At 73.1% G+C, this 14,159-nt stretch carries 15 protein-coding genes; 7 read left to right on the top strand and 8 right to left on the bottom strand.

Features of this window, described 5'->3' with window-relative positions; translation table 11 throughout:
• Positions 1-58 precede the first annotated feature (58 nt).
• Both J7I94_RS08800 and J7I94_RS08795 read left to right on the top strand, forming a co-directional pair.
• On the top strand, positions 59-988 hold the full coding sequence (locus J7I94_RS08800) for a LysR family transcriptional regulator (protein ID WP_215166388.1): 930 nt from the start codon (positions 59-61) through the stop codon (positions 986-988).
• Entirely contained in the window at positions 985-1,887 is a 903-nt protein-coding gene (locus J7I94_RS08795) for a serine hydrolase (protein ID WP_215166387.1), read from the top strand. Before J7I94_RS08800 ends, J7I94_RS08795 begins: the two co-directional genes overlap by 4 nt.
• Before the next feature lie 39 nt (positions 1,888-1,926).
• Here J7I94_RS08795 and J7I94_RS39490 read toward each other — a convergent pair whose 3' ends face one another.
• Positions 1,927-2,352: an N-acetyltransferase family protein gene (locus tag J7I94_RS39490; protein ID WP_374198369.1), complete on the bottom strand. Its 426-nt coding sequence runs from the start codon at positions 2,350-2,352 to the stop codon at positions 1,927-1,929.
• 779 nt (positions 2,353-3,131) lie between these two features.
• Here J7I94_RS39490 and J7I94_RS08785 point away from each other — a divergent pair.
• On the top strand, positions 3,132-4,361 hold the full coding sequence (locus J7I94_RS08785; RefSeq protein ID WP_215166386.1) for an acyltransferase: 1,230 nt from the start codon (positions 3,132-3,134) through the stop codon (positions 4,359-4,361).
• Between the two features lie 357 nt (positions 4,362-4,718).
• On the opposite strand, the gene J7I94_RS08780 is transcribed toward J7I94_RS08785, so the two are convergent.
• Positions 4,719-4,910 (bottom strand): hypothetical protein, encoded by a 192-nt coding sequence (locus J7I94_RS08780; RefSeq protein ID WP_215166385.1) that lies wholly within the window; start codon positions 4,908-4,910, stop codon positions 4,719-4,721.
• Between the two features lie 322 nt (positions 4,911-5,232).
• A complete protein-coding gene (locus J7I94_RS08775; RefSeq protein WP_215166384.1) occupies positions 5,233-6,135 on the bottom strand; it encodes an alpha/beta fold hydrolase in 903 nt (300 codons plus the stop codon).
• Between the two features lie 635 nt (positions 6,136-6,770).
• Between J7I94_RS08775 and J7I94_RS08770 the strand changes: the two genes are divergently transcribed.
• Positions 6,771-7,067, top strand: a complete 297-nt coding sequence (locus J7I94_RS08770) for a hypothetical protein (protein ID WP_215166383.1) — start codon at positions 6,771-6,773, stop codon at positions 7,065-7,067.
• Positions 7,068-7,157: 90 nt separating this feature from the next.
• On the opposite strand, the gene J7I94_RS08765 is transcribed toward J7I94_RS08770, so the two are convergent.
• Positions 7,158-7,532 (bottom strand): VOC family protein, encoded by a 375-nt coding sequence (locus J7I94_RS08765; protein WP_215166382.1) that lies wholly within the window; start codon positions 7,530-7,532, stop codon positions 7,158-7,160.
• A gap of 91 nt (positions 7,533-7,623) precedes the next feature.
• Between J7I94_RS08765 and J7I94_RS08760 the strand changes: the two genes are divergently transcribed.
• Both J7I94_RS08760 and J7I94_RS08755 read left to right on the top strand, forming a co-directional pair.
• Positions 7,624-8,085, top strand: coding sequence for a MarR family winged helix-turn-helix transcriptional regulator (locus tag J7I94_RS08760; protein WP_215166381.1), 462 nt, complete (start codon positions 7,624-7,626; stop codon positions 8,083-8,085).
• A 132-nt stretch (positions 8,086-8,217) separates the two neighbouring features.
• A complete protein-coding gene (locus tag J7I94_RS08755) occupies positions 8,218-8,481 on the top strand; it encodes an HU family DNA-binding protein (protein WP_215166380.1) in 264 nt (87 codons plus the stop codon).
• Between the two features lie 16 nt (positions 8,482-8,497).
• Here J7I94_RS08755 and J7I94_RS08750 read toward each other — a convergent pair whose 3' ends face one another.
• The 4 genes from J7I94_RS08750 to J7I94_RS08735 all read right to left on the bottom strand — a co-directional run bounded on the left by J7I94_RS08750 (position 8,498) and on the right by J7I94_RS08735 (position 12,500).
• Positions 8,498-8,740 carry a hypothetical protein gene (locus J7I94_RS08750; protein ID WP_215166379.1) on the bottom strand — a complete coding sequence of 81 codons (243 nt, stop codon included), beginning with the start codon at positions 8,738-8,740 and terminating at the stop codon, positions 8,498-8,500.
• A gap of 80 nt (positions 8,741-8,820) precedes the next feature.
• Positions 8,821-10,719 carry a molecular chaperone HtpG gene (gene htpG / locus J7I94_RS08745; protein WP_215166378.1) on the bottom strand — a complete coding sequence of 633 codons (1,899 nt, stop codon included), beginning with the start codon at positions 10,717-10,719 and terminating at the stop codon, positions 8,821-8,823.
• An 86-nt stretch (positions 10,720-10,805) separates the two neighbouring features.
• On the bottom strand, positions 10,806-11,339 hold the full coding sequence (locus J7I94_RS08740; protein WP_215166377.1) for a hypothetical protein: 534 nt from the start codon (positions 11,337-11,339) through the stop codon (positions 10,806-10,808).
• Between the two features lie 63 nt (positions 11,340-11,402).
• Positions 11,403-12,500, bottom strand: coding sequence for a LacI family DNA-binding transcriptional regulator (locus J7I94_RS08735; RefSeq protein WP_215166376.1), 1,098 nt, complete (start codon positions 12,498-12,500; stop codon positions 11,403-11,405).
• Positions 12,501-12,771: 271 nt separating this feature from the next.
• Here J7I94_RS08735 and J7I94_RS08730 point away from each other — a divergent pair, with 271 nt between their 5' ends.
• On the top strand, positions 12,772-14,139 hold the full coding sequence (locus tag J7I94_RS08730) for an extracellular solute-binding protein (RefSeq protein WP_215166465.1): 1,368 nt from the start codon (positions 12,772-12,774) through the stop codon (positions 14,137-14,139).
• Positions 14,140-14,159: the final 20 nt, after the last annotated feature.

The raw sequence follows: 14,159 nt of genomic DNA, 5'->3' as shown, positions 1-14,159 counted from the left end.
ATGCGGGCAAAGACAGAAATGAGGGTTCCCATGCGTTTGTGGCATAGGCTCGGGTGCCGTGGATCTCGTCAGTGCCTGCCGGGTGTTCGTGCACGTCAGTGAACGCGGCAGCTTCACGCTCGGTGCCGCGGCGGCCCGGGTGCCGCAGTCCGTGGCCAGCCGGCGGATCGCGGCGCTGGAACGGCACTTCGGGGAGCGGCTCTTCGACCGCACGACGCGGCGCGCCACGCTGACCGTGTTCGGGCGGGACATGCTGCCGTCCGCGAAGCGGCTGGTGCGGCTCGCGGAGGCGATGGAGTACGACGCCGAGCGGGCCAGGCTGCGGCCGTTCGGTCTCGCGGTGCCCCGGACCTGCCCGGTGCGGCGGCTGGCGCTGCTCGACGCGGCCGCCCGGGACCAGGGCACCGTCCTGGACCTGCGCCCCGCGGGGCCGGCGGAACGCGCGGAGCTGCTCCGCTCCCACGACGTGCGCGCCGCGCTCCTCGCGCTGCCCCGGGACGAGGCCGACTGGACCGTGCCGCTCGGCGTCGCGTCCCGGGCCGGTGGCGACGCGCCGGTCAAGCCGCTGCGGCTGGAGACCCTGCGGCCCGGGCGGGCGCAGCCCGGGTTCCGGCGGCTGCGGATCCAGCCGGAGGACGACGTACCGCACATCCGGGACCGGCTGGAGCAGCTCGGCCACCGGGCCGCGCTCGTCCCGGCCCAGATCACCGTCGCCGCGTCCTTGGTCGAAGCGGTGTCGGAGACGCTGCGTACGGACGACCTCCTGCTCTGCCCCCGGCCGCAGGCGGCGGAACTGGGGCTGCGGTGGCGTCCGCTCGCGGGCGAGGCCGTCGTGCGCGGGTACGGGGTCGCGGCGCTGACGGGCGACGACGCGGAACGGGTGCGCGAGGGTCTGGGGGCGCAGGTGGCACGGGCCCTCGGCGCGGAGGCGGACGGCTCGGCGGCGGACAGCGCGGAGCGGAACGGCGCCGAGGAGGACGGCGCTTGAGTACCGAACGCGTGGTCAGGCAAGCACGGGGAATGCTCGCCGACGCGGGTCTGTCGGGCTCCTTCCTGGTCCGGGACCTGTCGACGGGCGAGGAGATCGGCGTCGACGCGGACCGGGAGTTCCCCGTCGCGTCCCTGGTGAAGGTCGCCCTCGCCGTCGCCGTGCTGGAGCGGGTCCACCGCGGGGCGCTCGACGGCGCCACGACGGTGGAGGTGGCCCCCGGGCAGGTCACCTCCCCGGGGCCGACGGGACTCAGCCGGTTCCGGCACCCCGCGCGGGTGGCCGTGGACGACCTGCTCTACCTGTCCACGTCCGTCAGCGACAACGCCGCCGCGGACGCCCTGTTCGACCTGGTACCGCCCGCCGAGGTGCACCGGACCGTACGGGATGCGGGCGTCACCGGTCTCGCGGTACGGCACCGCATGCGCGACCTGGTGGAGACCCCCGCCGAGCGGCTCGGGCCCGGTGACGCGCACCTCGCCCACTCACTGGCGATCGGGTCCCGGACGGCGGGCGGCGGGCATCCGGTCCCGCAGCTCGACGTGAGCCGGGCCAACTCCGGTTCCGCGCGGGCCTTCGCCGACCTGCTCCAGGCACTGTGGACGCCTTCGCGCATCCCGGCGGAGGTGGCCTCCCGGGTGCGCTCCCTGATGGGCCAGAACGTCATCCGGCACCGGCTGGCGCCCGACTTCTCCTCCGACGCCTCGACGTGGTCGTCCAAGACCGGCACCCTGCTGAACCTCCGGCACGAGGCGGGCGTGGTCGAGCACGACGACGGTGACACGCTCGCCGTGGTCGCGCTGACCGAGTCCACGGTCCCGGCCGTGCTCCAGCCGGCCGCCGAGGCGCTGATGGCCCGGGTGGCACGCACCCTCCACGACCACCTGCGCGGCGGATGAGGAGAGTGCCCTTCCCCGGGCGGCCGGCCGGTGACCGCCTCAGGGCGCGGGGTCCGGTGACGCCGTCCAGCGCAGCGTCATGTCGGGCAGGTTCTCCATGTTCCGGCCGCCGTCGCTCGTGTCGAGGACGCGGAAGCCGTGGCGCTCGTAGAACGCGCGCGCCTCGGTGTTGCGCTGGAAGACGTACAGGGACAGGGCGTGCGGGCTGTGCCGTCGGGCCTCGTCGAGCAGGAGCGTGCCGATGCCCCGGCGGCGGACGTCCGGCCGCAGATACAGGTGTTCGAGCATGTCTCCTTCGAGGGCGGCGTAGCCGACGACCTCGGTCCCCCGTACCGCCACCCACACGCGGCACGTCTTGAGCACCACGTCCTCGATCCACCGGGTGACGTCCTCGTGGCCGTGGCGCGGCGGGGGCAGGTACGGCATCGTCGCGGCCCGGGAGTCCAGGTGGATCCGTGCGATCACCGCCGCGTCCCGCGCGGTCGCGGGACGGATCGTCGTCGTCGACGACGCCGGCACGGGCCGGCGTTCGATCCTGGACCAGCCCGTGGCCGTCACGCGGTAGTGGTCCCCGTCGTCGGCGTCCATGCGCGAGTGGCCGTGCACGCGCAGGGAGTTCTCGTCCAGGCGGTAGGTGAAGCCGCCCATCATGCCGATCACCGTGAACGTCATCGCCACGGCCGGGCCCTCCGTCAGCGGGGTCAGCGGTGGCAGCAGGTACTCGGTCTGCTGGAAGCAGGTGCCGGTGCGTTCCCGCAGCAGGGTGTGGAAGTGGTGCTCCAGCACGTCCTCGGGGCCGGGGAGGCGGCGCACCTGGACCGGTTCCAGGAGCTGGAGCAGACGCGTGTGCCCCCGCTCCCGCGCGACGTCCACGGGGCGCCGCCCGTCCCGGGCGCGCTGGGTGCGCCAGGCGCCGTGCGCGATCAGCCGGGAGACGACGGCGAAGTCCGCGCCGTGCCAGGCCGCCTGGTGCAGCGGGGCGAAACCGCTGCGGTTGCCGGGCCGGGGCAGGTTGGCCCACCCCGGATGCTTGCCCAACCGGTCGAACACGCCGTTCCAGTCGGCGTCCCGGGCCGCGTCCGCGAAGCGGTCCCGCTCCGCCACGTACCGGTCGTTGAAGCGGTCGCGGTCGGTGAGGCAGTCCCATTCCATGGTGATCACACGGACACGGTAGTGCGTTCTTCCCTGGCGTCCGGCCGCCGGTCCGTCGACAGTGGGGGCAGTCGGGGCGACGGGGGGCCGGCATGGCGACGCACACGCATCCCGCACGGGGACAGTCGCCGCAGCGGCGGCCGGAGCTGGACGTGATCCGGATGCTGATCGTGATCGGGCTGGTCTTCTTCCATTCGGCGCTGGTCTTCGCCGCGGACGACGACTTCTACGTCAAGAACGCCGAGACCAGCGAGGCCGTGCTGATCGTCGCCGGGTTCGGGGTCGTCTGGGCGATGCCGCTGCTGTTCCTCATCTCCGGGCTCGGCGCCTGGTACTCGCTGCGCCGCCGTGGCGCGGGCGGCTTCGCCCGGGAGCGTCTGCTGCGGCTCGGCGTCCCGCTGGTGTTCGCGACCCTGGTGCTGAACCCGTTGCCGCAGTGGCTGCGGCAACGCGCGGCCGGCGCGGACCACCACGGGTCGTACCTCGGCTTCCTGCCCCGTTTCTACGACGTGCGGCTGGAATTCGACGAGGTGCCGTTCATCGTGCAGGGCGAGTACTTCGAGACCGGTCACCTCTGGTTCGTCGTGCTGCTCCTGGCGTTCTCGCTCCTGCTGGCGCCGCTGCACCGGTGGCTGCCGCGCGGGTGGCTGCGCCGTGCCCGCGACCGTGCGGCGCGGACCGCCGCGCGCCGCCGTGGCGTGGTGCTCCTGCCGGCCCTCGGCACCTCGGCGATCTGCGCCTTCGGGAAGATGGAGGAGAACTACGCGGGCTGGCACCGCTGGTCGTACCTGCTGTTCTTCCTGGCCGGGTTCGCGCTCGCCGCCGACGACCGCTTCCGTGCCGCGGTGCGGGAGTCGGCGGTGCCCGCGGCCTGGCTCGGTGTGCTGCTGTTCGCGGGGGCCGGTCCCGGGTTCGCCGTCGCCGAGGAGCCCTTCACGGACACCGGCGCGCAGGCCACCGTCGCGCGGGCGCTGTTCGGGGCGTCCGGATGGTGCCTGGTGGTCGCCGTCCCCGGCCTCCTGGACCGCCGCCGCACCCGACGGCCGCCCGACACCGCACCGGAACCGCAGCCGCGACCGGTGCCGGCAGCGACGGCACGGCGGCGCCTTCACGGTTGTCTCGCCGCCGCCGTGCTGCCCCTGTACGTCCTGCACCAGCCGGTCGTGGTCGCCGTCGCCTACTTCGTGACCGGCTGGCCGGCCCCGATCCCGGTCGAGTACGCCGTCCTCGTGGCGATCGCCCTGCCGCTCACGGTCGCCGCCTACGAACTGCTGGTCCGCCGCGCCCGGGTGACCCGTTTCCTGTTCGGAATGCGCGCCTGAGCGCCTCGGTGACGCTCACCGCAGCGGCCGCCGCAACCACGGACGTGACCTTTTCCGTCTCATGGGGAGACCAAGGAGGCGGCAGGTGTTCGCGTGGCTTCTGCTCTGGCTGGTGCTGGTGGTCTGGCTGACCGCCGGGGTGGCCGGTCACGCGCTGTGGAAGCGCCGTCGGCGTCCCCCGCGGCACCTGAGCTGGTGGGTGGCGGGCGCGTGCCTGGTCGTCCTCGGATACGCCCATACGCTCGCCTACGGGTTCGCGCTGACGCGGTCCGCGGAGATCTGCGGGCAGCGGACCCTCGACGCCGACTACCCGCTGCGGCATGCCCGTGCCGACGTGTTCCCCCCTGACCTGTCGTGCTACTGGTCGGACTCGTCGGCGTACGGGCCGAGCCATCCGACAGCCGCCGGCACCTGGCTGATGTGGTGGGGCGCGGCGCTCCTGGTGGCGGGGACGGTCGCCTGGGCGACCGCCCTGCCGTCCCGCGCGCCGCGCTGGGCCAGAGCGGGACTGGTGCTGGCGCCCGCGGTGGCCGCCGTCCTGTGGGCCACTCAAGTGTCGCCGCTCATGGGGATGTCGGCCACCGAGCTGCACAACGCGTGCTTCCGGTGGCAGGTGGCCCGTCTGCACTCGGCACCGTCCGGCGAGGTCGCGGCGACCGACCGCGGTCTCCTGCCTCCGCACGTCGACTGCGTCTTCACCGACGCACGACGAGCCTCATCCCCCTCACCTCCCTCGGACTGTGGTCCTGCTGCGCCGCGTTCCTCGGCTGCTGCGCGGCGCTCCGGCTCCTCAGGTCTCCGCCTCTCCCGGGCCGGTGAAGCGGGCGCGGGCCGCGCCGCACGGGCCTTGTCGAGGGCCGGCCCGCCGCCGTCACACCCGTACGGGCGTCTTCCCCTCGTCCGCCGCCGGTACGTGTTCCAGCGTGGTCAGACTGGGGTGTCCCGCCAGTTCCCGGTCGGTCAGGAAGCGCGCCAGCACATCGCTGAAGTCCTTGGGCCGCTCCAGGTGGACGACGTGTCCGCTGCCCTTCATCGTGGTGAACACCGCGCCGGGGATGCTCTGTGCGACCGCACGGGCGCGCTGCGGCGGGCACAGCCGGTCGTGCTCCCCGCTCACGCACAGCGCCCGCACCCCCCGGATGCCCTCCGGGTGGTCGAAGGGGTGCCGCAGCAGGCGGTCGTTGGCGGCGGCGTAGCGCTCCACGTCGTGCGGGTCGGCGGCCTCCAGGACCCGGCGCAGCACCTCGGCCGCGCTGTGCGGATGCGCGGCCAGGCACTCCGGGCGCCGGCACACCAGCAGGTCGACCGCGCGCCGCGCGAACTCCGCCATGTCGCCGGTCCGCAGCAGCCGGCTCATCGCCTCCACCGTGGCCCGCGCGTCCCCCGGCAACGAGGGCGTGGCCCCCACCAGGGCCAGCCGGGCCACCCGTTCGGCGTTGCGGTGGGCGTAGCGGTAGGCGATGGCGGTGCCGTAGGACACGGCGATGATGTTGACGCGTTCCAGGGCGAGTTCGTCCAGGAGATGTCCCAGCGCGTCGCCCATGAAGTCGAAGCCGTACTCGGCCGGCAGGTCGTCCGCGGTGCCCAGTCCCGGCAGTTCCACGTTGACCAGGGTCGCCGCGCGCGCCCACGGCCGCTCGGAACGCCGGTTGGAATGCATGGTCTGATAGGCCCCGCCCAGGACCACGACCGGTTCCGTTTCGGCTGCCGGCTGCTCCACCACCCGGCAGCCGAAACGGAACCCTTCGAAGACACTGTGATGGATGAACTCCACGTCTGCTCCCGCACCTGGTCGTCACGCTTTACCGGCGGTCAACGAGCCGGGCCCGTCTCGGTCACTGCAACGGGCCCCACCGCGTGGGAAGCAGGGCGCGAGCCTCTCCTGGGAGGACGTACCGGGCCGGGTCCGGGCCTGGCGTGACACCATGGACACGGAAAACCACCCGAACACTGTGAAAGCCGTCATCGCGGCGCAGTTCCTCGTGGTGGCGGCGGTCGTCGTCGAGATCATCGGCGGGGCGGACCACCCGCTGACACCTCCCGGTCCGCTGGTCCCGCTCGCCGTCGGACTGGTGCTCTGTATGCGTCCACGGTTCGCGTTCGTGGCCGCACGGTCCGGCCGGGTGGGCGGTCATCGGCCGCCGGGTCCGGACGACGCTGCTGCGGATCGTGGCCGTCGTCGCGGTGATCGTGACGGGTGCGCCGGCGCTCGCGCGCAGGCGCCGGGCGGCGGTACGCCGATGACCGCGCCGACGGAATCGAGGAGACCCGCGGGCCCCTCGCCGCCGTCGCGGGTCCGCCGGCGGCCGGTGCGGCGGACGCCGGTCAGGGTACGACGGGCCGGGCCCTCACCTCTGCTGGGCCGTCGCGGCGCTGGTGGCCCTCCGGCCGCGGCGGTGGACCCTGGCGGTGGCCGCGGGGTGCTGCGTCTTCCTGCTGACCGGGGCGCTCGTCGCACCCCAGGTGGCGGAGCTGCTGTCCGCGCCGTCCGGCACCTTCCTCTTCGTGACCACCCTGCTCCAGCTCGCCGGCCTGACGGTGGGCCTGGCCGCCGGGCGCCTGGGCGCCCGGCGGAACCGCGGGAGGCCCGCGCCGTGGGTCCGCGGCGCGGGCGGTGAGGTGACGGCGGCGGTGCGGCTCGTCCGGACCCGGCGGCCGATGACCGCCCACCGGCCGGACCGTGCGGGCCGGCCGGGTGGGCGGTGATGCCGCCACTCCCCTCGCGCGTCCGCCCCTGCCGCACGGCGGCGCCGAGCGAGAACGGACCGCCGGGGGTGAGGACGGCGGCACCCGCGGTCAGCCGCCGTACACGGTGAGCCGGTAACCCTCGGGGCCGGTGAAGGAGAACATCGGGCCGAACGGGCTGTCCTGGAGAGGGCCGACGTCCGGCGTGTCCGCCGCCAGGAGCCGCTCGCGCACCGCGCCCGCGTCCGGGGTGCGCAGCCACAGCGCGACACCCAGGCCGGGGCGCGCGTCGCCGGTGAGGTCGACGCCCGGCAGCGGCTCGCGGACGGCGAACGCGATCGGGCTGGTGGCGAAGACGACCGCACCAGGCGGCGAGGCGGGGGCCCGGCGCAGCCCGAGGCGCTCCTCGAAGAACGCGGCCGCGGCGGGCACGTCCCTCACCTGGAGAGCGACGAAATCGGGACCTTCGACGGCGGTGGCGGACATGGTTCCTCCGAGGGGTTACTGGAGCTGCGATGTCAGGACTTTGACATGCCCGACTGTAGGCACCACCCCTCCCCCATGTCAAAATGCTGACATGGATGACCGCACACCCGTACCCTCGCCCCATCCGGCCAAGGACGTCACCGAACACGTGGGGTACCGCCTCAAGCGCGCCGCCGCCGCCCTGCGCGGCGCCATGGACCGGGCCCTGCGCGAGCACGACCTCACCGTGCCGCAGTACTCCTGCCTGGAACTCTGCGACGAACAGCCGGGCCTGTCCAACGCCGACCTGGCCCGCGGCACCTTCGTCACCCGGCAGTCGGCCAACGTGGTCCTGCGCGGCCTCATGGACGCGGGTCTCATCACCCGGGCGGCCGGCGCCGAGCACGGCCGGGCCCTGCCCGTCCACCTCACCCCGGCCGGGCGGCAGCGCCTGCACGCGGCCCGCGGCGCCGTCTACGCCATCGAGGAACGCATGATCGAAGCCATCCCCGGGCAACGCCTCGCGGCTCTCCTGGCCGACCTCGACACCATGGCGGCGGCACTCGGCGAGTGAGCCGGGTCCGACGTGCGCCCGGGGCGGACTGCCCGGATGCTGGGGGGAGTGTCGGCCACGGTGGTCCCGCCGTGGTTCTCCACTGCTACGGAAACGCCAGGGAACGGCTACGGGAACGGACGGGTACGGCTCATGGACAAGGCGCGTCTGGTCGCAGCGGCCTCCGAGGCGACCGCCGGGCACGGCGGCGAACGGCCGCTGGCGCCGGAGGAGGTCGGCAGGGTCTTCGACGCTGTCTTCGGCACCGTGGAGCGGCCCGGCGCCATCGCCCAGGCCCTGCGCCGCGGTGAGACGGTGTCCCTGGGCAGCTTCGGCGGCTTCCACAGCGAGGACGGCACCGCGGCCTTCCGGCCGGGCACCGCCCTCACCGAGTATCTGCGCGACAGGGTCCGCTGACCCGGCCGGCCCTGCGCTACGACCGGTCGGCGTACCCGCCCCCGGCGCCCCGCGCCCGGTCCGCCGGGCGGTGCGCCCCGGCCTCCCACAGGCACCAGGTGGACCACAGCAGCAGGACCAGGAAGGCGGCCAGCAGGGCCAGCAGCAGGACCGTCTGCCGCGCCGACCCGTCGCCCGTGACCACGCCGAACAGCAGGCAGAAGGACCAGGCGGCCACCCCGCCCGTGTACACGGCCCTGAGCTGCCGCAACTGAGCCACCGAACCCATCGTCACCCTTCCGGCCGTCCCGTCACCGTCGTCCTCCCGGTACCCCCGATCCGCCTACTGCAACGCGCGTACTACAGCGTGCGTTCCAGACGGTCCGTCATCAGCTTGACGAAGCGCGCGGGCTCCTTCGGCTGACCGCCCTCGGCGAGCACCGCCAGGCCGTGCAGCAGTTCGGCGGTCTCCACGAGGGAGGTACGGTCCTCGCGCTCGGTGTACGCCTCGTTCAGGCCCTTGACGACCGGGTGGTCGGGGTTGAGCTCCAGGATGCGCTTGGTCTCCGGCACCTCCTGGCCCATCGCCCGGTACATCTGCTCGAGGGCCGGGGTCATCTCGTGCGCGTCGGAGACGACGCAGGCCGGGGAGACGGTGAGCCGGGACGACAGCCGCACGTCCTTGACCTCCGCGCCGAGCTGCTCCTTCAGCCAGCCGAGCAGGTCCGCGTAGTCGGCGGTCTGCTTCTCGCGCTCCTCCTCGGACTTGCCGTCGCCGTCCGTGCCGAGGTCGATGTCGCCCTTGGCGACGGACTTCAGCGGCTTGCCCTCGTACTCCCCCACCGCGTCGGCCCACACCTCGTCGACGGGGTCGGTGAGCAGCAGCACCTCGATGCCGCGGTCCCGGAACGCCTCCATGTGCGGGGAGTTCTCGATGGCCTGCCGGGACTCGCCGGTCATGTAGTAGATCGCGTCCTGGCCGTCCTTCATCCGCTCCAGGTAGCTCTTCAGCGTGGTCGGCTCCTCCTCGGAGCCGGTCGTGGCGAAGGAGGCGACGGCGAGGATGGCGTCCCGGTTGTCGGAGTCGGTGACCAGCCCCTCCTTCAGGACCGCCCCGAACTCCCGCCAGAACGTGGCGTACTTGTCCGGGGAACCGGTCATCAGCTCCTTGACCGAGGACAGGACCTTCTTCGTCAGCCGGCGCTGCATCAGCTGGATGTGCCGGTCCTGCTGGAGGATCTCGCGGGAGACGTTGAGCGACAGGTCGGCCGCGTCGACGACGCCCTTGACGAAGCGGAGGTAGGGCGGCAGCAGCGCCTCGCAGTCGTCCATGATGAAGACGCGCTTGACGTAGAGCTGCACCCCGCGCCGGTAGTTCTGGGTGAACAGGTCGTGCGGGGCGTGGGAGGGGACGAACAGCAGGGCCTGGTACTCGAAGGTGCCCTCGGCCTGGAGGCGGATCGTCTCCAGCGGTTCGCGCCAGTCGTGGCTGAGGTGCTTGTAGAGCTCGTGGTACTCCTCGTCGGACACCTCGTCCCGCGAGCGGGCCCACAGGGCCTTCATGGAGTTCAGCGTCTCGGGCTCCGGCGTCGCGCCGTCCTCACCGGCCTCCGGCACCATCCGGACCGGCCAGGTGATGAAGTCCGAGTACCGCTTGACGATCTCGCGGATCTTCCAGGCGGAGGTGTAGTCGTGCAGCGCGTCCTCGGAGTCGGCCGGCTTCAGGTGCAGGGTGACCGAGGTGCCCTGCGGCGCGTCCTCGACCGTGTCCAGGGTGTACGTGCCCTCGCCGCGCGACGACCAGCGGGTGCCCTGGGTCTCGCCGGCCCGCCGGGTCACCAGGGTCATCTCGTCGGCGACCATGAACCCGGAGTAGAAGCCCACGCCGAACTGGCCGATCAGCCCCTCGGCGTTGCTCTCGTCCTTGGCCTCCCGCAGTTCCTGGAGGAACTTGGCCGTGCCCGAGTTGGCGATCGTGCCGATGAGCTGTCCGACCTCGTCGTACGACATCCCGATGCCGTTGTCCCGCACCGTGAGGGTACGGGCGTCCTTGTCGGTCTCGATCTCGATGTGCAGGTCGGACACATCGGCGTCGAGCGTGTCGTCGCGCAGCGCCTCCAGGCGCAGTTTGTCCAGCGCGTCGGAGGCGTTGGAGACGAGCTCGCGCAGGAAGACGTCCTTGTTCGAGTAGACGGAGTGGATCATCAGCTGCAACAGCTGACGGGCTTCTACCTGGAACTCAAACGTTGCGGCCGGCATGGTTGCTGGGCACCTCACAGGTCACTGCTCCGAGAACTGACGGAGACACTGTAAGGCAGCCGGTCACGCCGTACGTACCGTGGACCTCAGGCGGCCAGCGGCCGGGGCACCGCGCGCGCCGGGGAGACCGGCGGGACCGGCGTCCGGACCGGCGCGGCCGGGAGGCGGGAGGGCGGTGCCGGGGCGCCGGCGGGGCGGACGCGGTACGTCGTCTTGCCGGGGTCCACCAGCGGCCCGTCGAGCGCGATGCGGCCCCCGGCGTACAGCTCCTCGCAGACCGCGCTCGGCAGGGCGACGTAGCAGCCACCCCGCTTGGTCCGGGAGTCGTAGGGCTGCCAGTAGCCGTAGCGGCGGCGCCCGCTGGTGTGCACGGTGACGAAGACCGGGGTGCGGGGGTCGGCGATGACACGGAGCACGCCGGGGCCGTCCGCCTCGAACGGCACGGCGGGGTACGGGGCGTCGGGCCGGTAACTGGGCGTGGCGACCCGCAGGGCGCCCTGGTGCCTGGCCGGGAAACGGTCTGCGGTCCTGCCGCCGCGCACGGGCGCACCGGTATGGTCCGTCGCCGCGCGCGAGGCGGGCGGAACGACGGTCGGGGCCTGGGCGAGGACGGAAGACATCAGCGAGCGCCTTTCACGGACAGGAACGCAAGATCACCTGCCCAATCCAATCAGATGTTGATCTCATTTACCCAACTTTCCGTCCCTCATGTTCCGTTGATCGCGCGGCGTGCGTCGCACGGCCCCCTCCGTGCTCTCCCGGAGCACGAGCCGGTGGGCCACGACCAGGTCCTGGGGCGACCGGACGCCGGCCGCGGCGGCGTCCGCCGGGGCCGGGTCCGCGGCCTCGTCCATCCGGCGCAGCAGCAGTTCGACGGCGATCCGGGCCACCGCCGCCTTGTCGGGGGCGACGGTGCTCAGCGTCGGTGTGCTGAACCGTCCGCCCTCCACGTCGTCGAAGCCGATGACGGCGACGTCCTCGGGCACCCGCAGCCCGTGCTCGTACAGGGTGCGCAGCGCGCCCAGCGCCAGCTGGTCGTTGAGGCAGAGCAGCGCGTCGGGGCGGTGCCCCGCGCCGAGCGCCCGGGCCACGGCCTCCGCTCCGTCGGGCATCCGGAAGGAGGACACGGGCAGCAGCGCGGCCGGGTCGAAGGCGAGGCCCGCCGCGGCGAGGGCGGCGCGGTAGCCGCGGGTGCGGGCCTCCGCGGTGCCCAGGCCCGCGTCGTCCCGGCCGCCGACGGCCCAGATCACGCGGCGCCCCAGGCCGATGAGGTGCCCGGTCGCCTCCCGCGCGGCCCGCTCGTTGTCGATGGCCACGTGGTCCGCGCCCTCCTCCAGCAGCTCGCCGAGCAGCACGGTCGGCGGAGTGCCGGCCCGGTCGCGCAGATCGTCGGCGGTCAGCGCGAGCGGGCTGAGGATGACCCCGTCGACGAAGGTGGAACCGAATCCGGCCAGCGCCGCCAGTTCGTGGTCGCGGTCGGCGCCGGTCTGGTGGATGAGGACCGTCAGGGAGCGCTGCTCGGCCTCGCGGATGACGTGCCGGGCGAGTTCGGCGAAGTAGGGGACGTCGAGTTCGGGGACGACCAGGGCGATGATGCCGGTGCGGCCCTTGCGCAGGTGGCGGCCGGCCAGGTTGACCTTGTAGCCGAGCTGGTCGATGGCCTCCCGGACCACCCGCCGGGTGCGCTCCGAGACATGGACGTAGTCGTTGATCACGTTGGACACCGTCTTCTCGGACACCCCGGCGTGCCGGGCGACGTCCTTGATCCTGGGCCGTACCACCGCAACCTCCCCGTCCCTCGTCGGCCCCGAGTGTAGATCGCGGCAGGCCGAGGACCAGCGGGGCGGTCCCCGTCCCCTCTCGTCCGCCGGGGAGTTCCCCGCCTCCGGCCATCCGACGCAGACTCTTTACAGCCAATGTACATCGATGTAAAAACGTGCCACCGCACCGCGTCAGCCGGTGCGCGCCCCGCCTGCCGGACCCGGCGGGGGCCACGCGCCCCGTGGTCCCCCGCCGCGCCGGCACGCGTGTCCGGCCGTCGAAAGGTCAATGATGACTGCGCGATCTCCTGTCCCCGCACCGCCCGCGGCGGCGTCCGATCCGGGCCGCGGCCTGACCCGCCGCCGTCTGCTGGGCACCGGCCTGGCCGGGGCGGGCGCGCTGCTCGCCGCGGGCTCGCTGTCCGGCTGCGCCTCCCCCGCCTCGGCCTCCGGCGCCTCCGCGCTGAGCGTCTGGGACCTGTTCCAGGGCGGCGACGGCCTGCTGATGGACGACATGATCAAGGCCGTGGCGGGCGGCTCCCGGGGCTTCGACGTCGACCGGACGATCCTCGACTGGGGTCCGTCGTACTACACCAAGCTGGCCATGTCGGCGGCCGGCGGACGGGCCTCCGACGTGGCAGTCCTTCACCTGTCCCGGCTGGCCGGCTACGCGCCCGGCGGCCTGCTCGACCCCTTCGACCTGGACCTGCTCGCCGAGTTCGGGGTCACGGAGCGGGACTTCACCCAGGCGGTGTGGAGCCGGACCCGGCACGACGGCACCGTCTACGCGATCCCGCTGGACATCCACCCGTTCATCGTCTTCTACGACAAGGACGCCGCCGACAAGGCGGGACTGCTCGACTCCTCGGGCGAACTGGCGCCGATGGGGTCCCCGGAGGCGATGCTGGACGCGGGCAAGGCGCTCGCCGAGGCGACCGGCCAGGCCGGCGTCGTGTTCGGCCACGTCAACGACACCGCGCAGAACTGGCGGCTGTTCGCGGGCCTCTACGCCCAGACCGGAGCCGAGTTCACCCTCCCGGACGGCGGCCCGCCGAAGATCGACGTCGACGCCGCGATCCGGGTCGTGTCGTTCCTGCAGCAGTTGTTCGACGGCAGGACCAACCCCAACAACCTGGACTACTACGCGGGTCTCACCATGTTCACCGGCCGCCGCGGCGGCATGGCCATGCTCGGCGAGTGGGAGCTGCCGACGCTGAAGAAGTCCGGCTTCCCGCTCGGCGCCGCGCCCTTCCCGCAGGTCTTCGACCAGCCCGCCGTATACACCGACAGCCACAGCTTCGTCCTTCCGCACCAGGACGACCCCGACCCGGCCCGGCGGCGCGAGGCCCACCGCTACGTCGCGTCGATCATCAAGCAGAGCCTGACCTGGGCGAGCGCCGGTCACATCCCCGCGTACCAGCCCGTCCTCGCCGAGCCGGAGTACGCCGCCCTGAACCCGCAGTCCTCGTACGCGGACGCCGGGAAGGCGGCGGTGCTCGATCCGCCGAACTGGTTCGCCGGAGCCGCCTCGAACTTCCAGATCCGGATGTGCCAGCCGCTCCAGTCGGCGCTGCTGGGCGACACCACCGCCGAGAAGGCGGTGCGGCAGATGGTCCGCGAGGCCGACACGCTGCTGAAGCAGCCCGACCCGGTGGCCTGACCGGCAGAAGGAGTGACCCA

The organism is Streptomyces sp. ISL-12 (genome assembly GCF_018614415.1).
Classification (GTDB): domain Bacteria; phylum Actinomycetota; class Actinomycetes; order Streptomycetales; family Streptomycetaceae; genus Streptomyces.
Note: the sequence above shows the minus strand (reverse complement) of the source record. Positions and strands in the feature narration are given on the sequence as shown.